At 61.4% G+C, this 17,568-nt stretch carries 16 protein-coding genes; 3 read left to right on the plus strand and 13 right to left on the minus strand.

Annotation, left to right across the window (positions count from 1 at the left end; genetic code table 11):
• Positions 1-229: 229 nt before the first annotated feature.
• The 3 genes from JOE32_RS24235 to JOE32_RS24245 all read right to left on the minus strand — a co-directional run bounded on the left by JOE32_RS24235 (position 230) and on the right by JOE32_RS24245 (position 3,624).
• The gene (locus tag JOE32_RS24235; protein ID WP_209989967.1) at positions 230-844 is read right to left on the minus strand and encodes a hypothetical protein; all 615 of its coding nucleotides are present in this window, start codon (positions 842-844) and stop codon (positions 230-232) included.
• A gap of 567 nt (positions 845-1,411) precedes the next feature.
• Positions 1,412-2,023, minus strand: a complete 612-nt coding sequence (locus tag JOE32_RS24240; RefSeq protein WP_209989970.1) for a DapH/DapD/GlmU-related protein — start codon at positions 2,021-2,023, stop codon at positions 1,412-1,414.
• 374 nt (positions 2,024-2,397) lie between these two features.
• Positions 2,398-3,624: an MFS transporter gene (locus JOE32_RS24245; RefSeq protein ID WP_209989973.1), complete on the minus strand. Its 1,227-nt coding sequence runs from the start codon at positions 3,622-3,624 to the stop codon at positions 2,398-2,400.
• Between the two features lie 261 nt (positions 3,625-3,885).
• On the opposite strand from JOE32_RS24245, the gene JOE32_RS24250 reads away from it, so the two are divergent.
• On the plus strand, positions 3,886-5,511 hold the full coding sequence (locus tag JOE32_RS24250) for a methyl-accepting chemotaxis protein (RefSeq protein ID WP_209989976.1): 1,626 nt from the start codon (positions 3,886-3,888) through the stop codon (positions 5,509-5,511).
• 18 nt (positions 5,512-5,529) lie between these two features.
• Here the strand turns inward: JOE32_RS24250 and JOE32_RS24255 are convergent, their stop codons facing one another.
• The 6 genes from JOE32_RS24255 to JOE32_RS24280 are packed head-to-tail and all read right to left on the minus strand — an operon-like array spanning position 5,530 to position 10,916.
• Positions 5,530-7,455: a response regulator gene (locus tag JOE32_RS24255; RefSeq protein ID WP_209989979.1), complete on the minus strand. Its 1,926-nt coding sequence runs from the start codon at positions 7,453-7,455 to the stop codon at positions 5,530-5,532.
• On the minus strand, positions 7,445-8,308 hold the full coding sequence (locus JOE32_RS24260) for an ATP-binding protein (RefSeq protein ID WP_209989981.1): 864 nt from the start codon (positions 8,306-8,308) through the stop codon (positions 7,445-7,447). Before JOE32_RS24260 ends, JOE32_RS24255 begins: the two co-directional genes overlap by 11 nt.
• Positions 8,301-9,308, minus strand: coding sequence for an ATP-binding SpoIIE family protein phosphatase (locus JOE32_RS24265; RefSeq protein WP_209989983.1), 1,008 nt, complete (start codon positions 9,306-9,308; stop codon positions 8,301-8,303). Before JOE32_RS24265 ends, JOE32_RS24260 begins: the two co-directional genes overlap by 8 nt.
• Complete coding sequence (locus tag JOE32_RS24270) at positions 9,299-9,703, minus strand: anti-sigma regulatory factor (protein WP_209989985.1); 405 nt, start codon at positions 9,701-9,703, stop codon at positions 9,299-9,301. The genes JOE32_RS24265 and JOE32_RS24270 overlap by 10 nt, the downstream gene beginning before the upstream one ends.
• Complete coding sequence (locus JOE32_RS24275) at positions 9,700-10,062, minus strand: STAS domain-containing protein (protein ID WP_003233973.1); 363 nt, start codon at positions 10,060-10,062, stop codon at positions 9,700-9,702. The genes JOE32_RS24270 and JOE32_RS24275 overlap by 4 nt, the downstream gene beginning before the upstream one ends.
• A gap of 2 nt (positions 10,063-10,064) precedes the next feature.
• The gene (locus tag JOE32_RS24280) at positions 10,065-10,916 is read right to left on the minus strand and encodes an STAS domain-containing protein (RefSeq protein ID WP_209989987.1); all 852 of its coding nucleotides are present in this window, start codon (positions 10,914-10,916) and stop codon (positions 10,065-10,067) included.
• 166 nt (positions 10,917-11,082) lie between these two features.
• On the opposite strand from JOE32_RS24280, the gene JOE32_RS24285 reads away from it, so the two are divergent.
• A complete protein-coding gene (locus JOE32_RS24285; protein WP_209989989.1) occupies positions 11,083-11,985 on the plus strand; it encodes a LysR family transcriptional regulator in 903 nt (300 codons plus the stop codon).
• Here the strand turns inward: JOE32_RS24285 and JOE32_RS24290 are convergent.
• Both JOE32_RS24290 and JOE32_RS24295 read right to left on the minus strand, forming a co-directional pair.
• Positions 11,977-12,735 (minus strand): substrate-binding domain-containing protein, encoded by a 759-nt coding sequence (locus JOE32_RS24290; protein WP_209989992.1) that lies wholly within the window; start codon positions 12,733-12,735, stop codon positions 11,977-11,979. The two genes, JOE32_RS24285 and JOE32_RS24290, sit on opposite strands and share 9 nt — an antisense overlap.
• Positions 12,735-14,039 (minus strand): MFS transporter, encoded by a 1,305-nt coding sequence (locus JOE32_RS24295; RefSeq protein WP_209989993.1) that lies wholly within the window; start codon positions 14,037-14,039, stop codon positions 12,735-12,737. The genes JOE32_RS24290 and JOE32_RS24295 overlap by 1 nt, the downstream gene beginning before the upstream one ends.
• Before the next feature lie 304 nt (positions 14,040-14,343).
• On the opposite strand from JOE32_RS24295, the gene JOE32_RS24300 reads away from it, so the two are divergent.
• Complete coding sequence (locus JOE32_RS24300) at positions 14,344-15,267, plus strand: LysR family transcriptional regulator (protein WP_003233981.1); 924 nt, start codon at positions 14,344-14,346, stop codon at positions 15,265-15,267.
• Here JOE32_RS24300 and JOE32_RS24305 read toward each other — a convergent pair.
• Entirely contained in the window at positions 15,264-16,199 is a 936-nt protein-coding gene (locus JOE32_RS24305; RefSeq protein ID WP_209989995.1) for a LysR family transcriptional regulator, read from the minus strand. The two genes, JOE32_RS24300 and JOE32_RS24305, sit on opposite strands and share 4 nt — an antisense overlap.
• Positions 16,200-16,336: 137 nt before the next feature.
• Positions 16,337-17,524: a cyanate transporter gene (locus tag JOE32_RS24310; protein WP_209989997.1), complete on the minus strand. Its 1,188-nt coding sequence runs from the start codon at positions 17,522-17,524 to the stop codon at positions 16,337-16,339.
• Between the last annotated feature and the right edge of the window lie 44 nt (positions 17,525-17,568).

Consider the following 17,568-nt stretch of genomic DNA (forward strand, 5'->3'; position numbering starts at 1 on the left):
ATTCAGAATTGTGTCTGCGTTTTCTATGGTTTTTTTGGCGATCCTGATTTTGAATGGGGGGAGGGCTTGCACGGACAGTATGTTTCTATTGGTAATGGCAGGAAAGCTTGGCAATTCAGTAATAAGCGACTAGAAGATGTTGCAAGAAAGCTAGGTGTGATTTCTGAAATTAGATCCAAGTAATTAATGAATAGTGAGAGAAGATAGCCCTCGTCCCTCACTATTTCAATTAAAAACTTATTGTGATTTTCTCAATATTGCTTAGTGCTATGTATTTTTTTCCGTTTTGAGAAAATCTTAAATGTCCAAATATCAGTACATATGCGCCAGCCAGATCGTCCAATTCATCGAATGGAAAGCGTTCTAGGAAGACGTTGGAGAGAGCATCGCCGACAACAATGCTTACGTCGTCGCGTCCGCCACTATTAAGCCAAAGGCTTGGTGGGTTTTCCCGAGATAGCCCCGCGTCAGAGATCATTCCCCAGTATCCCCGGTACTCATCTTCAAGATCTTCACCGATCTCGGAAAAATCTACGAAGAAGTCTCTGACTCGAAATTCGCCCTCGGGCAGAGCTATAAGTTGGTCTGAGCGGCGGAAGTCTTCACTATGCATTAGGTTGCGGAGAAGAGTGCTAAGGCGGCGATGCATGACTGCATTTCTTCTTGCACCACCTACAACAAATCTTCCACCTCGTCCGCCTGGGTTGGCTGGTTCATCAGGAAGAGGGTTAACAATTGGGTGAGCGCCATAGTCGAAGTCTACCTCGATGCGGTCACCTCGATTAATGAGTTCATCTTGACCTGGGCCAAGGCCGCCGCCTCGTCTTGCTTCTGCTGCTGCCATGGAACATCTAGCAGTGTGAGGACGTGCGCCGAAGCAAGCAGCTTGGCCACTCCTAGACTCTCGTCTATAAAAACCAGGGCCACTGCACTCAGGGCATACGAGGAAGCGTCTGTAATGGCCTATCTGGTGATCGCTGAGTGCTTCGAAGGTGGGAATATCATAGTCGTGGTTGTTAAGAGTGCAGCGGGCGACGTCCATAGTGACTCCGTGTCGTGAAGGCTGTGCCTGTGATGGCGCATTGCCGCTCTTTTCTACACCACTACTCCTTTTCTCTCAACCCTTTGCGATAGCTTCAATTCTTTCCGTCGGGAATGCCTGCGCCTACAAGCTAGGGGTGCCGTCCTGCGCAGTCGAGAATGGCACGTTGAGGTACGGGTGGAGAAATGATGTCGGTATCTAGAATTTAAGATTTAGCTGCTTAGCTACGTGCGAGCGTTGAGTAGGCATTTTTCAGGAAAATAGAAATAAGTGAAGAAGCCTAAGCTGGAGGCTGCCGAGAGTTGTGTCTGATGAGCGGAGCGTTCAAGGAGGCGGCCAGGCGTTTAACTCCGACCAGCGTCGAGCCGTTCAATCGTAAGCGAACTGATCAACCAATCCCAAACGAGGCACATGAGTATCGGGCCGCAACAGCGCGCCAGGAGCAATAACGGCGTTTGCGCCAATCTTGCAGCCGTCTCCCACGAGGGCACCGAACTTGTTTACTCCCGTCTCGATCACCTGATCCAGATAACGGATTTTGATTTGAGCCCCGTTCAGTTCGTTGCGGTAATTGGCAATGATCGCACCGGCCTCGATATTTACGCCCTCGCCAAGCAACGAGTCACCGACAAAGTTGAAGTGTGCCAGCTTGCTCCCATCCAGCATGAAGCTGCTTTTAAGCTCGCAGCTTGGGCCGATGATGCAATTCTTGCCCAGGTACACCCCTGCGCGCAGATAAGCGCCCGCCGCCACGAAGGATCCTTCGCCGATGATGATCGCGCCCTTCAGCACAGCGCCTTGCTCGACAACCGCACTTTCGTGGATGGCACAGTTTCCATGACGCCGATAACCCTTGCCGAGGCGTTCCAGCAACGCCATCACCTGGTTTTCACAGTCTTGTGCCACCCGCCAGGCCTCAACAGGCGTGAGGCCCAGAGTGGGCCATCGTTCAATGAATGCATTGATTTCAACCGGCGTCATGGAAAGTCATTCCGAAAAGGGTAAAGGTAGATCTGCATGGACCATGCTAAAACAATGACGTTACTTTTTACCCTCCGATTTTTTCGACGGTTTTTTATCCGTTTCCCTCACCGTCTCCCTCGGCCTTTTTTTGGCCTCACCCTCCGTCACGTATTCCCCTGTAACCGCATCACGATATCGCGTTGGCATATAAGCTCCCTGACAGTAGGTCGCCACAGCGGCGACACATTTGAGGCTAGCTCGCAGCCTTGCGCGCGCAAGTTTCAGTGCGGGCATTCTCTTTACCAGGTTTTTCCAGATCGAATACCTCTGCGCCCAAAACAAAAAAGGCCCGCCAAACGCATCGTTCGGCAGGCCTTTTCAACAGTTAACCGTCAGGCCGGTTGCGCCACCAGGCGGTTACTGACATTCCTTCCCAACACCAGCACCGTCACAAACCCGAAGCCTACCAATACCGTGGCGAGGCTCAACAGCACCGAGCTGCCCATCTGGTCGACGATGCGCCCGCCGAAGAACGAGCCCAGGGCAATGATCACCTGGAACAGCGCGACAAACAGCGGCATGCCACGCTCCACATCCTTGGGTGCCACCACGAACATCCAGATACTCGAGCACGCCGGGAACGCGCCGAATGCGAAGCCCCACAGCGCGATCAGCATCGCGGCGCCGGTCATGCCGGTGGCGAAGTGGGGGAACAGCGCGGTGCTGGTGCCGATCATCAGCGCGACCAGCAGCAGGGTGTTGCGTACGCTGCGGTTGGCGGCGAAACCGGCGAAAACATTGCCTGCCACGCCGGCCACACCAAACAGCAGCAGCAACGAGCTGATGGTCGGCCCATCGAAGCCGGCACTGTATTTGAAGAACGGCGCGACATAGGTGTAAGCAGCAAAGTGCGCCAGGCCGATCAGCAATACCGCAATCAGGCCCACCCGCGCCTGCGGGTTGTAAAACAACGCCGGGAGGTCACTGACACGAATCGCTTTTTCCGGGTTGAGCCGCGGCAACAGGAGCACCTGAGCCAGCAGCACCGGTACGCCCATCAGGGCGGTGACCAGAAAGGTCATGCGCCAGCCCATCAGGCCGCTGAGCCAGGTGCCCACCGGTACACCGAGCACGGTGGCCAGGGTCACGCCCATCATGATGATCGACGTAGCCTTCGCCACATCGACGCCCCTGGGCGCCAGGCGGCCGCTGAGGGCGATGGCCGTGGCCCAGAAGCCGCCGATGCTGATGCCCAGCAGGACACGCCCGATCAACAGCACGTTGAAGTCACTGGCAAACGCCACGATACCATTGGCGATGATCATGATCAGCGTCAGGCTGATCAGCAGATAGCGACGGTCCATCGCACCAATGCTCACCGACAGAAACGGCGCGGCAAGGGCCGCCATGATGCCGGGCAGGGTCACCATCAGCCCGGCGTGGCCGGCCGTGATGCCCAGGTCGCTGGCGACGTCGTTGAGTACGCCCACCGGGAGAAACTCGCTGGTCACCAGGGCGAATGCGCCCACGGCAACCGACAGAATCGCCAGCCACTGCTGCTTGACGCTCTGTTGATTATGTTCGGGAAGGCCGCTGGAGGCCTGGCTGGCACTTGGCATGGTGTTGGGTTCCAAGGATGAATGTCGCCTGTCGTCAGGCGGGGGGAGGGATGTGGGAGGGGATTATAGGGATGACCGCCGGCAAATCGGCAGGCGGTCGTTTCGATAGTCATCATCAGTGTGATCGATGTGATGCTTCCAGCTCGAATCCACATCGGATATTCAGGATTGTTTATTTCCGATTTATTCCCTCAAGTCCAGGCCTGCCTGGCCGAAACCCTGTCATACGATGTCGTATCCCCCCCAATAAGAGCCCTTAAAATGTCCCTTCGCAGCCTGTCCATCGCCCGCCGTGCCGGTCTGGGTTTTGCCTTGATTGCTTTGCTCGTGGCCCTGCTGGGCTTTTTCGCGCTGTCGAACATGGCGAGTATTCGCGCCCGGGCGGTGCAGGTGGAGAGTGGGCTGGTGCCGAAGATGCGGCTGGTGGCCGATATTCGCGAAATCATGCTGCGCATCCGCACGATTTCGTTGCGCATGGCGCTGGACCCCAACCCGGCTAACCTTTCAACCTACCGCGGTCAGATGGACACCCGCAGCCAGGACCTGACGAAGAAGCTGACCGAGCTCGACGCGTTGGTCGACACGCCTGAGGTGCGTGCGCTCTACGACCAGTTCCAGGTCTCGCTGCGCCAGTACCAGCAAGGGCTGGCGCAGTCGTTTGTGCTGGCCGACAAGCAGCAGGGCGCTGAACTCAACAAGCTGCTGCTGGTGGACATGAAAACCGTGGTCGATGGCTCCGGGGCCCAGCTCAATGCGCTCAGCGACTACTACAACGGCCAGATCAACCAGCTGGGCCAGGCGGCGGAGGCGCAGTACAGCCGCTCGCTCACCATGGTGTTCGGTTTTGTGATCCTGGCCGGCGTGAGCACCGTGGCCCTGGCCTGGCTGCTCACGCGCAGCATCGTCGGCCCATTGGGACAGGCCATGCGCGCTGCGGAAAACGTCGCACGCGGCGATCTGACCCAGACCGTCGAAGTCAGCGGCGACGACGAGGTCACCCGCTTGCTCGTCGCCCTGCAATCGATGCAAGGCAACCTGCGCGATACCTTGCAGCTGATTCGCCAGTCTGCGGTGCAAATGTCCGCCTCTGCCACCGACCTCAATGGCATCACCGACCAGAGCAGCCGCAGCCTGCAACAGCAAACGGCAGAGATCGAACAGGCGGCTACGGCGGTCAACGAGATGACCTCGGCCGCCGACGAGGTGGCGCGCAATGCGGTGTCGACCTCCGAATCCACCAGGCTTTCCAATGAAACCGCGCGCGAAGGCCAGCACCGCGTTGGCGAAACAGTCAGCGCGATTCAGGCCCTGAGCAGCAACATTGGCGAGACCTCCACCCTGGTGCAGAACCTGGCCGAGCAATCGCGGGACATCGGCAAGGTGCTCGACGTGATTCGCTCCATCGCCGAGCAGACCAACCTGCTGGCGCTTAACGCCGCCATCGAGGCGGCGCGTGCGGGTGAGTCCGGGCGTGGTTTTGCGGTGGTGGCCGATGAGGTGCGGGCGCTGGCCCATCGCACTCAGCAATCGACCCTGGAGATCGACCAGATGGTGACCGCCATGCGCACCGGCTCCAACGATGCGCTGGCGTCGATGCAGTCAAGCACCCAGCGCGCCACCGAGACCTTGAGCCTGGCCGAAGGGGCCGGTGGCGCGCTGAGTCGGATCACCGATTCGATCGATGAGATTCACCAGCGCAACCTGGTGATCGCCAGTGCGGCCGAGGAGCAGGCCCAGGTGGCCAAGGAAGTCGACCGCAACATCGTCAATATCCGTGACCTGTCGGCGCAATCGTCGTCCGGCGCCGGGCAGGTCAGCGGTTCGAGCCAGGAGCTGGCGCGGCTGGCGGTAGCGCTCAACGACGCCGTGGCGCGGTTCCGCTTGTAGGGCCTGTGGAGCGTCGGCCTAGACCTGGCGCTCCACCCCCTGGCGAATCTTCTCCAGCAGCTCATCGATATGAAACGGCTTGGTGATCAAGTCCATGCGCTCGCCCAGAAAGCTCTGACGATTGGCCGCATTTTCCGCGTAGCCGGTCATGAACAGAATCGGCAGGTCAGCGCGCAGCAGGCGTGCATGGTCGGCCAGTTCACGGCCGGTCATATACGGCAGGCCGTAATCGGTCAGCAACAGGTCGATGCTCGGGTCGGCCTGCAGGATCACCATGGCCTCGTCGCCGTCGGCGGCCAGGCTGCACTGGTAGCCGGCATCCATCAGCACTTCGGCGACAAAGCTGCGCACCGAAGGCATGTCCTCAACAATCAGAATGTGCTCACCCTGGCTCAATCCAGGCACCGCCAGCAGTTTTGTTGCCAGGGTGGCCGGGCCTTCGGCGGCCGGCAGCATGATGGTGACTTCGGTGCCCTGGCGGGTGACGCTGCGGATCTGCGCATCGCCGCCGGACTGGCGCGCGAAACCGTAGATGGTCGACAGACCCAGTCCCGTGCCCTGGCCCACCGGCTTGGTGGTGAAGAAGGGGTCGAACACTTTGTCGATCACGCTGTGGTCGATGCCCACGCCATTGTCGCGCACCGACAGCGCAATATAGGGGCCGTTTTCCAGTTTGAGGTTGCCATTAGAATACGCCGGATAAGTGGTGACCCAGATGATGCCGCCCTGGGGCAGGGCATCGCGGGCGTTGATCACCAGGTTGAGCACCGCGCTTTCCAGCTGGATCGGGTCCACCAGCGCCACCGCCGGGTTGCTGGTCAGCTCCAGCTTCAGGGCGATGTGTTCGCCAATGGTGCGCATCAGCAGTTCTTCGAGTGAGCGGATATGCGCGTTGATGTCGATGGGGCGCGTGTCCAGCGGCTGCTGGCGGGCAAAGGCGAGCAGGCGATTGGTCAGGCCGGCCGCGCTCAGCGCCGAGCTCAGGGCCGCATCGGCGTAACCCAAAACCTTCTCGGTGCGCTGGCTCTCGATGCGTTTTTTGATCAGCTCCAGGCTGGTGATGATCCCGGTCAGCAGGTTGTTGAAGTCGTGGGCGATGCCGCCGGTGAGCTTGCCCAGGGCGTCCATCTTCTGCGCCTGCAGCAGTTGCGCTTCGGTGCGGGCCAACTGGCGCGTGGCATTGGCCAGTTCGGCCTGCTGATGGCGCTCGCGGTGACGATGCTCGGTGACGTCCTCCACGAACACCAGGCTCAGCTCGGCGCGGTTGTACGGCGAAATCTGCCACTCGGTCTCGCGCAGCTCGCCATTCACGTTCAACTGCAGTGTGCCTTTCCAGCGCTCGCCGGCCGACAGGCGCTGGCACAGTTCGCCGATGACGGCGCCCTGGCCGTCGGCGAAGCATTCGAGCAGGGCGTCGGGGTTGAGGTTGTCATGAATCAATTGCGCGAAGGCGTGGTTGCATTCATGGACTTTGAGCTGCGCGTCCATCACCGCAATCGGCGCGCTGATATTGAAGAAAATCTCGCGAAAGCGCGCCTCGCTTTCGCGCAGCGCATATTCGGTGTCACGCACCCGCAGCAGGGTGCGCAGGGTCGCCAGCAGCACATCCGGGTCCACCGGGTGGATCAGGTAAGCGTCGGCCCCGGCGTCGAGGCCGGTGATGATGTCGCCGGTCTCGATGGACGCCGCCGACACATGCACCACCGGCAGCAACGCGGTGGACGGGTCAGCGCGCAAGCGACGCACGATATCGAAGCCACTCATGTCCGGCAGGTTGACGTCCAGGATCAGCGCATCGATTTTTTCGCGAGCAATAAGGTCCAGCCCATCCTGGCCGGTGCCGGCTTCCAGCACATGACCATAGTGACGCTCCAGGCGGCGGCGCAGGGCATAGCGCGTGGCGGCGTTGTCGTCGACGATCAGTAATCGAATGTCACGCTTCATCGACGTTCTCGTTTGCGATGGACAGGGGGATGATCACATAGAACAGCGAGCCCACGCCGGGCGTACTTTCCACACCCACACGGCCGCCCAGCAGTTCGGCGAAGCGTTTGCACAGCGACAGGCCCAGGCCAGTGCCGCGCAGGCGTTTTTGCAGCGGAGAATCGATCTGCGAAAAGTCTTCGAACAGGTTGTTGTGCAGCTCGGCGGGAATGCCCAGGCCAGTGTCCTGCACCGCAAAGCGGATCTCGCGGTCGTTCTCCATGCCGGCCGAAACCCGCACCTCGCCTTGCAGGGTGAATTTGAGCGCGTTGGAGATGAAGTTGCGCAGGATCTGCGCCAGCTTCTTGTCATCGGTATACAGCTTGGGCAGGCCGGCCGGCTCTTCGAAGATCAGGTCCACCGACGAGGCATCGACGATGGGCCGGAACATCCCGCGCAGCGCCGAGAACAGGTCGAACATGTCGAACCACGCCGGCGAGATGGAAATGCGCCCGGCCTCGATCTTGGCCAGGTCCAGCAGGTCATCGACCATTTCCCGCAGCTCGCGGGCAGAGCTGCGGATAAACCCGACCTGGGTGTGTTGTTCAGGGCTCAGCGGGCCATCGAGTTCATCCGCCAACAGGCTGGTGATGCTCAGGATAGAACCCAGCGGCGTGCGAAATTCATGACTCATGTACGACAGGAAGCGGCTCTTGAGGTCCGATGCCTGGCGCAGTTGGTCGGCCTGCATGTCGAGTTCGGCATACAGCGCCAGCACGCCCTGGTTGGTCTCGTCCAGTTCGGCGCGCAGGGCGTCCCCTTCCAGGCGCAGGCGTTTGACTTCATCGGCAAGGGAGGCAGTGGTTTCAGCCATTGATAGCCTCCAGGGCAATCACGAATACGGTAACGTCATCGCGGCCGCGACAGAAATCACGGTGCAGAATGGCGGCGATCAGGGCCGGGTGGCGGTGTACGAGGCCCGGGTAATCGGCAAGGTTCCAGCGTGACTGCAAGCCGTCGCTGTACAGGATCAGCAACTGGCCGGTCACTTGAGCGTAGTCGAAGGGCTGGGCCTTGCGATATTGCACGCCGACGATCCCCGGATGGGAGGCCAGCCCCCGAGACTTGCCGTGGCCGATCAGGCTGGCGCCGATGTTGCCGATACCGGTGAAGCGCAGGGTGTCGGCCGAGGCGTCGTATTGAGCAATCGCCATGGCGCCGCCGCGGGTGCCGCTCATGCCCACATGCAGGTCGTTCATCAGTACGCCTGGGTCGAGAAATGCGTCCTGCGCAAACACCGCCTCACCGGCCTGCGCGGCGCGCTCGGCATCGATGCCATGGCCCAGTCCATCGGCCACCATCACGCTGAAGCGCCCCGGCTCGACCATCAGGTGCCAGGCGTCGCCGCAATGCGGGTCGTCGTGCAACGAATGCTGGCTGACCCCATAGCGGATGTCGCGGGCAGCCGAGGCTCGCGGATACAGGCGCGCGAGCATCGCTGTGCCACGCGCGTCGGCATGCACATCGAACACCTGGGCCAGGCGCGAAATCGCGCCCATGCCGATGCCCTGGGTGCCGCCCGTGGAGAAACCGTCCACCAGGCAGCTGTCCAGATCGAAGCCCTGGCCGCGGTCCACGGCGATCATCTCCACGCCGCCGTTGCCGGTGGCGCGCAGGTGCAACTGGCCGTGATCGGCATGCTTGAGGATATTGCTGGCAAGCTCGGTGGCCACCAGTGCCACGCGCCCGGCGTCGGTTTCGTCAAAGCCCAGTTGCTCGGCCAGCAGTTGCGCCGTGCGGCGCGCGTAGCCCACCTGGCTGACGTCCTCGACCAATAACACCTGGGTCAGTGCACTGTGGATATTCAGGACCATCGAGTGATCGTCACGCGGGTGCCTTTACCCGGCGCGGTATCCAGTTCGAATTCGTCCACCAGGCGCTTGGCACCGGTCAGCCCCAGGCCCAGTCCGCCGCCGGAGGTCCAGCCATCGGTCATCGCCAGCTTGAGGTCGGGAATGCCCGGGCCTTCGTCGCGAAAGGTCAGGCGCACGCCGGGGCGCAGGTCTTTTTCCACCACCGCCCAATCCATGTAGCCGCCACCGCCGTACACCACGGTATTACGCGCCAGCTCACTGACGGCCGTGACCAGCTTGGTCAGGTCGATCAGGCGCATGCCGCATTCCTGGGCCAGTCTGCGTACCAATTGTCGCGCCAGCACAACGTCCTGTTCGATCAGCACGGGATGCGTGCCGCTGCTGGCTTCGATCATGAGTGTTCAACCCGGTCGCGCAGCAGCTTCATGCCGCGCTCCACGTTCAATGCGGTGGCCACGCCCGGCAGGTTCATGCCCAGTTCCACCAGGGTAATCGCCACGGCCGGCTGCATGCCCACCAGCACCGTCTGCGCGTCCATGATGCGCGACAGGCCCGAGATGGTGCCGATCATGCGCCCGATGAACGAGTCGACCATGTCCAGCGCCGAAATATCGATCAACACGCCGCGCGCCGAGGTGCGGCTGATGCGTTCCGACAGGTCGTCCTGCAGGGTCAGCGCGAGTTGGTCGTGCATGTCCACCTGGATGGTCACGAGCAGAAACTCGCCCATCTGCAAAATAGGGATGCGTTCCATGCTTAGACTGCCTTGCTGACGTTGACGCCCAGACGCTTGAGGGCCAGCGCCAGAGCGTCGGCCAGGTTGGCCTTGGTCACCACGCCTTGCAGGTCGAGCCCCAGGTGCACGATGGTCTGGGCAATTTGCGGACGCACGCCGCTGATGATGCAGTCGGCGCCCATCAGGCGGATGGCGGTAACGGTCTTGAGCAGGTGCTGGGCCACCAGGGTGTCGACGGTCGGTACGCCGGTGATGTCGATAATGGCGATTTCGGAACCGGTGTCGACGATGCGCTGCAGCAGCGATTCCATCACCACCTGGGTGCGTTGCGAGTCCAGGGTGCCGATCATCGGCAGGGCCAGCACGCCGTCCCACAGCTTGACCACCGGGGTGGACAGCTCGAGCAGTTCTTCCTGCTGACGCTTGATCACCGCTTCACGGGACTTCTGGAACGTGCGGATGGTGTGCATGCCCAGGCCGTCGAGCAGTTCCGACACTTCCCACAGTTGTTCGGCCAGTTGCGCGCCGTCGCTGGCGTATTCGCGCTGCAGCAGGGCGAACACCGGGCCCTTGAGGGCGAAAATGAAGCTGGCGGTCTGCTGGGAATCCTGGCCGATCAGCGCACGGCTGTGGGACAGTTTCTCCAGGAACAGCCGGGTCTGTGCCCAGTTTTCGTGATTGATGTTTTGCGAGCCGCCGTTGTGCAGCGCGTCGGCGAGCAGGTTGAGGAACTCGCCGGTCTGTTGCTTGACGTCGTCCCCCTTGAGGTTGCGTGTGGCGCCCGTGGCCTCCAGGCTGTGCGTCCATTCGTTGAGCAGGTCAATGCGATTGTCTTGCAATGCCCGGACCGTTTTTGCCTGCAGAGTTGCCACGGGTAATCTCCTTTAAGCCATGAATAAAGTGATGGCAATTTATACTAAATTGCATTGCTCGGAACGTTTTTCAGCGAATCCAATGGCAACGCCCGGCCGGGCTGACTGCGCGTGAACCGTGCCTGTAAGGTAGTATCGCGATTCACTCTGAGCCAGCAGTCGACCCGTGATCATCAACTTCGACCTCAACGACCTCCAAGCCTTCCGCGCCGTGGTGGACAAGGGCAGCTTTCGCGGCGCCGCCGAGGCCATCCGCATCTCGCAACCGGCCCTGAGCCGGCGCATCGAAAAACTCGAATCGGCGCTGGACGTGAAGCTGTTCGAGCGCACCACGCGCCGCGTCAGCCTGACCATGGTTGGCCGCGCGTTCCTGCCGCAGGTCGAGCGCATGCTCGACGACCTCGACATCGCGCTGATGGGCATCAGCAATGTCGCCTCCACGCGCATGGGCCACGTGACCATCGCCTGCGTGCCGTCCACGGCGTATTACTTCATGCCCCACGTGATCTCCGAGTTCCACAAGCTGTATCCGAAGATCCGCCTGCGGGTGCTCGATGCCAGTGCAGGTGAGGTGTGCAATGCGGTAGAAAGCGGCGAGGCGGATTTTGGCGTGAGTTTCAGCGGCAGCCTGGCCGATGAGGTGGAGTTCGAGTTGCTGCTGCAGGAGCGCTACGTGCTGGCCTGCCGGCGTGATCACCCGTTGGCCGAACGCGCGAACGTAAGCTGGGCCGAAGCCTATGAGCACGACTACATCACGGTGGACAAGACCTCGGGCAACCGCTTCCTGCTGGACCAGGCCCTGCGTGGGGTGCGGGTGAAAAAACCGAGCATCTGCGAGACGCACCACGTGACCACGATGATCGGGCTAGTGGAGGCGGGATTGGGCGTGGCGATGGTGCCATCGATTGCGATGCCGGCGTGCGAGCACCCGATTCTGGTGAGTGTGCCGCTGGTGGAGCCGCAGGTGATGCGCAACGTGGGCTTGATAAAACGCCGCGGGCGGACATTGCCGCCAGCGGCGCTGGAGTTGGAACGGTTGGTGCGGGAGATGCCGTTTCGGTCAGCGTGATACCGAGTCCAGGCCGGTGGATTGCACCACCGGTTGCGCCTCGGGGGAGGCGAGGAATTTGAGCAGCGCTTTGGCCTCATCCTTGTGTTCGGCGTTGACCGGGATACCGGCCGCAAAGCGCGTTACCGATTGCACGTCTTCCGGCAGCTTGCCGACAAAGGTTACGCCCTTGACCGGCAACAATTCCGCCACCTGCTGCAAGCCCACTTCGTAATCACCCTTGGCCACCTGTTCGGCCACTGGCGCGCGTTCGATCATCGTGCCCTTGGCCGGCATGCCGAGTTTCTTGAACAGCTCTTTCTCGACATACACGCCGCTGGCGCTGTCCGAATAGGCCACGGACTTGGCCTTGCTCAGCACCGCCTTCAGGTCCGCATCGGTGTTGATCACAGGCTTTGCCGCGCCTTCCTTGACCACCAGGCCAATACGCGAGTCCGCCAGTTCCACACGGGAGGCCGGGTCGACCTTGCCCTGTTTGATCAGCTCATCCAGCGCATAGCCGACCATGATCACCACGTCGGCGTGTTCGCCACGGGCCAGGCGGTTGGGAATCGCTTCCGGCGCCTTGCCCATGGACGGGCCGAGGATGGTGTCGAGGGTGTCGCCGCTTTGCTTGGCGTATTGCGGGCCGAGCAATTTGTAGGCAGCGGTGAACCCACCGGAGGTCATCACCTTGAGTTGTTCGGCCTGGGCCGTCAGCGCCAGGGCACTGAGGGCCAGGGCGGTCAGGGTTTTAGCGAGAAACTTCATTACACCGCTCCTTGCATCACTTGCCCGCGGGCGTTGGCGCGACGATAGAGCGCCAGGGTCGAACACAGCGCACACAGCGCGGCAAACATCATCCAGTAGGCCGGCGAGGCCTTGTCACCAGTGATATGGATAAACCAGGTCGAGATTGCCGGGGTGAACCCGCCGAAGATCGCCGTCGCCAGGCTATAAGCCAGGGAGAAGCCCGCCACGCGCACTTCCACTGGCATGATTTCGGTCAGCGCCGGAATCATCGCGCCGTTGTACATGCCGTAGAGGAAGGAGAACCACAGCAGGGTTTCCAGCATGTGCGCAAAGCTCGGTGCGTTGACCACGTAGGACAGCGCCGGGTAAGCGGTCAGCACGGTCAGCACGGTCATGGCCAGCAGCACCGGCTTGCGGCCGAAGCGATCGCTCAAGGTGCCGCCGATCGGCAGCCAGATAAAGTTGGAGATGGCCACCAGCAAGGTCACCAGCAGGGCGTCCGAGGTGCTCAGTTGCAGCACGGTCTTACCGAAGGTGGGCGCATACACAGTGATCAGGTAGAACGCGGTGGTGGTCATGGCCACCATCAACATACCGCCGATGACCACAGTCCAGTTCTTCACCAGGGTTGCCATCACTTCACGCATGGTCGGGCGGTGCGTGCGGTTGGCGAACTCTTCGGTTTCCTGCAGGTTGCGACGCAGGATGAAGATGAACGGGATGATCACGCAGCCCAGGGCGAACGGAATGCGCCAGCCCCAATCGGCCACCACTGCAGGTTCCATCCACACGTTCAGGCCGTAACCCAATGCGGCGGCGACCACGATGGAGATCTGTTGGCTGCCCGACTGCCAACTGGTGTAGAAACCCTTGCGGCCCGGTGTGGCCATTTCCGACAGGTAAACCGATACACCGCCCAGTTCCGCACCGGCCGAGAAGCCTTGCAGCAGGCGACCCAGCAGCACCAGCAATGGAGCCCACAGGCCAATGGTCTGGTAACCCGGCACCAGCACGATCAACAGCGTGCCGCTGGCCATGATCGACAGGGTCAGGATCAGGCCTTTGCGACGACCCACGTCATCGATATAAGCACCCAAAATAATGGCGCCGAGCGGGCGCATCAGGAAGCCGGCGCCGAATACGGCGAAGGTCATCATTAATGATGCGAACTCATTGGCAGAGGGGAAGAACGCGGCAGCGATGTAGGTGGCGTAGAAGCCAAACAGGAAGAAGTCGAACTGTTCGAGGAAGTTGCCCGAAGTAACGCGAAAAACCGCGCCAACTTTCGAGGAGGCAGAGGCGGGCCGGGAAGGGCTTGTCATGGTTTTGTGTCTCCAGCGTTCTTTTTAAAGTGCTTGTTTCGCTTAAGACTCAAGATAGTGGCTGACACATTTAGAAATGATAAGTGACAAATTTGGATAGATTGATGTGCGTTCGCTATCAATCCTCGGCGCCACCCCTAAAGCCCGTTCCCGTCTGGATGTGAGCTTTCGGCGCGTTCTACTGTGCCCACACCTCACCCTGATCATCGGCGGCCCTTGATTCGGGCTGAATGCGCCGCGTACATAGACGCCGGCCCCGGCGCTTTCTACACTGCGGCTTGTCGTGGGGAAGGGGCAGGCGCCGATGAATCGCAATGAATTACGCAAGGCCGATATCAACCTGATGGTGGTCTTCGAAGCGTTGATGCTCGAGCGCAATGTAACGCGGGTGGCCGAGAAGCTGTTCCTTGGCCAGCCGACCATCAGTTCGGCGCTCAACCGCTTGCGCACCTTGTTCAATGACCCGCTGTTCATTCGCGTGGGCCACCGCATGGAGCCCACGGCGCGTGCCGAAGAAATCATCCAGCACCTGTCGCCGGCCCTGGATTCCTTATCGTCGGCCTTGAGCCTGACCCACGATTTCGACCCGTCCATCAGCACCATGACCTTTCGTATCGGCCTGTCCGATGACGTCGAGTTCGGCCTGCTGCCGCCGTTGCTGCGCAGCCTGCGCCAGGAGGCGCCGCAGGTGGTGTTTGTGGTGCAGCATGTCGACTACTGGCGCATTCCCGACCTGCTCGCGTCCGGCGACATCACCGTCGGCATCACCCAGACACGCGGCCTGCCGGCCAATGCCAAGCGCAAGCTGTTGCGCCATATCCACCCGCGCATCCTGCGCGCCGACGCCTCGCAAACGCCGCTGACCCTCGACGAATATTGCGCACGTCCCCATGTGCTGGTGTCCCACACCGCCAACGTGGCAGGGTTTGCCGATGAGTGGCTGGCAGAAATCGGCCGCAAGCGCCAGGTGGTGCTGTCGGTGCCGCAATACAGTGCGCTGCCGGCGCTGCTGGCCGGCACCGACCTGATTGCCAGCCTGCCGGACTACACCGCCGAAGCCATGGCGGTGTCGGGCAAACTGTTCTGCGAACCGTTTCCGTTTCAGACGCCAACCCTGGACCTGTCCATGGTCTGGCTCAGCCACGTCGACACCGACCCGGCCGAGCGCTGGGTGCGCTCGCGGCTGGAGGCGTTCATGAGCGATCGCGGGTTGGCCGCGCCGCTCTAGAGCAAGCCCTGGTCGGCGCAGGCCTTCACCACTTGTTCGCGAAACCAGCTGTTGGCGCTGTCCTGCGCGCCGGCTTCCTTCCACTGCATATCCAGCGTAAACCCCGGCAAACCGCTCGGCGCCTCGCAGTGGCCGAACACCGTGGCGGGAGCCAGCAGCTTCTGCACGCGGCGCGGCAGGGTAACGATGAAGTCGGTGCCGGTGATCATCTTCAACGCGGCGCTGTAACTGTTGGCGCGCGCGACCACCTGGCGCTTGTGGGCCTGGCGCGCGAGCCAGCCGTCGATCATGTTGGTGGCCGAGGTCCACGGCGTAGGGAACACGTGGCGCCGGGCCACGAAGGCTTGCAGGCTGAACGCCGGCTCCGGCGGCGCCGCGCGTTTGTCGAACACACACACCAGGTCGTCCTCCAGCAGCATCTGGGTCTTGAAGTCCTTGTGTGCGCGATGAAAGTGCGGGCCGAAGCAGATCACCAGGTCCAGGCGCCCGTCGCGCAGGTCGTCGGCGGGAATGTCGGTTTCGAGTCGCTGCACATTGACGATCACCGGCAGGTCGGCGCGGTCGAAGTCCTTCAACAGGCGCGGCAGGATCAATTGCTCGAAGTATTCCGGGGCGCACACGTTGAACGTTACGGCCTTCTGCGCAGGGTCGAACGGCTGGTCGCCGGCGTGGCACAGGTTGATGCTTTCGAGGATCCTCTGCACATGGCCGTACATGGTCGTGGCCTTGGACGTAGGACGCATGCCCGCGCGGGTGTTGATAAACAACTCATCTTCGAAACTGGTGCGCAGTTTCTTCAGGCTGTAGCTCACGGTGGACTGGCTGACGAACAGCGTCTCAGACACGTCGGTAACGCTGCTCTGGTCGTAGACGGCGATAAACACCATCAGGTCCTGCATATCGAGTTTTCTGAGCAAGTTACTGTTTAGCATCGGTTCCGTCCGCTAACCTTCGGTACCGAACTCAGTACACGACAGTGCAAAAGCTTAACGGAACGGTCGTGCCAATAGAAAGTTCTGTAGGGCGTTTCTATGTTTGTCGTGGGACAAATAATGTCCACAACACGACCTCAGCGAATATGTCGGGCGTAGTGCCGTGGATTGAAGCGCGTGACCATCAGCAGCATCACCACGACCACCGCAGTCAGCGACCACCAGGCCCACGTGAAGCTGCCCGAGCGTTCGCGGATCATCCCCGCGAGCAGCGGCGACAGGCCGGCGATCAGGTAACCGATGCCCTGCACGAAGGCGGTGAGGCTGCCGGCACGGCGCGGGTGGTCGAGGTGGTCCATGGCGAGGATCAGGCTCATCGGAAACAGCCCGCCGATGCCCAGGCCGAGCAGGCAAGGCCACAACAGACTCAGGTGCTGAGGCTTGAGGATCAGGCCGCAGAAACCGAGGATGATCAGCACCAGCAGCACCGCGACCACGCCGCGTTTATCCTCGCGACGATTGGCGATGGCCGGGGTGATCAGGCCGGACACCACTTCCATGGCGGTCAGCCAACCCAGGAGCAGCCCGGCGTGCTGTTCGCTCCAGCCCTGCTCGACGTAGTAAGGCGCCAGCCAGGCCAGCACGCAGGTGTAGGAGGCGGTGCCGAGGCCGAAAAACAGCGCCAGCAGCCAGGCCCGGGCGTTGCCGAAAAAACCTCGCTGCGTGTCGGAACCCGCCTGGGGCAGGGCGGGTAGCGCCGCGCGTTGTGCACACCAGGCCAGCACCGCCAGCAGCGCGAGCACGGCCCAGATCGCGAGGCCTGCGCGCCAGCTGCCAGTGTACATTTGCACGAACGGGGACAGCGACGCCGCCAGCGCCGCGCCGCCCATGATTGCAGTGACGTACAACCCCATGAACAGCGAGACATTCGTGCTGAACCGTGACTTGATCAGCGCCGGCATCAGTGCCTGGATCAGCGCAATTCCGATACCGGCGGCCATTGCACTGACAATCAGCTCCAGCGCGGAATCGAGGAACAGCCGCGACAACGTCGCCACGCCAATCAGCAGCAACGACGCGACAACACTGCGGTGCTCGCCAAAGCGCCTGACCAGGCCCATGCCCACGAACATCGCCAGGCCCATGGTCATCACCGGCAGCATGGTCAGTAACGCCGCGTCGCTGAAGCTCAATGGCACATCGGCGCGAATCGACGCCAGCAACGGCCCCACGGCCGCCATCGACGGACGCAGGTTGAGGGCGATCAGGATCACACTGATCACCAGCCATACGGCGGTGGAGGGTTTCGTCTGCACGTTTTGCATGAGCCTGCCTTGAATGAACTAGGGCGAATCAGGCCACGTGCTGG

It is taken from the genome of Pseudomonas sp. PvP025 (genome assembly GCF_017832155.1).
Classification (GTDB): Bacteria; Pseudomonadota; Gammaproteobacteria; order Pseudomonadales; family Pseudomonadaceae; genus Aquipseudomonas.

What these genes read in the sequence shown, in the direction of transcription:
- JOE32_RS24310 (WP_209989997.1), bottom strand. Translation starts at nt 17,524, where the DNA reads ATGCAAAACGTGCAGACGAAACCCTCCACCGCCGTATGGCTGGTGATC.
- JOE32_RS24265 (WP_209989983.1), bottom strand. Translation starts at nt 9,308, where the DNA reads ATGGTCCTGAATATCCACAGTGCACTGACCCAGGTGTTATTGGTCGAG.
- JOE32_RS24290 (WP_209989992.1), bottom strand. Translation starts at nt 12,735, where the DNA reads ATGAAGTTTCTCGCTAAAACCCTGACCGCCCTGGCCCTCAGTGCCCTG.
- JOE32_RS24245 (WP_209989973.1), bottom strand. Translation starts at nt 3,624, where the DNA reads ATGCCAAGTGCCAGCCAGGCCTCCAGCGGCCTTCCCGAACATAATCAA.
- JOE32_RS24240 (WP_209989970.1), bottom strand. Translation starts at nt 2,023, where the DNA reads ATGACGCCGGTTGAAATCAATGCATTCATTGAACGATGGCCCACTCTG.
- JOE32_RS24275 (WP_003233973.1), bottom strand. Translation starts at nt 10,062, where the DNA reads ATGGAACGCATCCCTATTTTGCAGATGGGCGAGTTTCTGCTCGTGACC.
- JOE32_RS24235 (WP_209989967.1), bottom strand. Translation starts at nt 844, where the DNA reads ATGGCAGCAGCAGAAGCAAGACGAGGCGGCGGCCTTGGCCCAGGTCAA.
- JOE32_RS24305 (WP_209989995.1), bottom strand. Translation starts at nt 16,199, where the DNA reads ATGCTAAACAGTAACTTGCTCAGAAAACTCGATATGCAGGACCTGATG.
- JOE32_RS24295 (WP_209989993.1), bottom strand. Translation starts at nt 14,039, where the DNA reads ATGACAAGCCCTTCCCGGCCCGCCTCTGCCTCCTCGAAAGTTGGCGCG.
- JOE32_RS24270 (WP_209989985.1), bottom strand. Translation starts at nt 9,703, where the DNA reads ATGATCGAAGCCAGCAGCGGCACGCATCCCGTGCTGATCGAACAGGAC.
- JOE32_RS24255 (WP_209989979.1), bottom strand. Translation starts at nt 7,455, where the DNA reads ATGAAGCGTGACATTCGATTACTGATCGTCGACGACAACGCCGCCACG.
- JOE32_RS24260 (WP_209989981.1), bottom strand. Translation starts at nt 8,308, where the DNA reads ATGGCTGAAACCACTGCCTCCCTTGCCGATGAAGTCAAACGCCTGCGC.
- JOE32_RS24300 (WP_003233981.1), top strand. Translation starts at nt 14,344, where the DNA reads ATGAATCGCAATGAATTACGCAAGGCCGATATCAACCTGATGGTGGTC.
- JOE32_RS24250 (WP_209989976.1), top strand. Translation starts at nt 3,886, where the DNA reads ATGTCCCTTCGCAGCCTGTCCATCGCCCGCCGTGCCGGTCTGGGTTTT.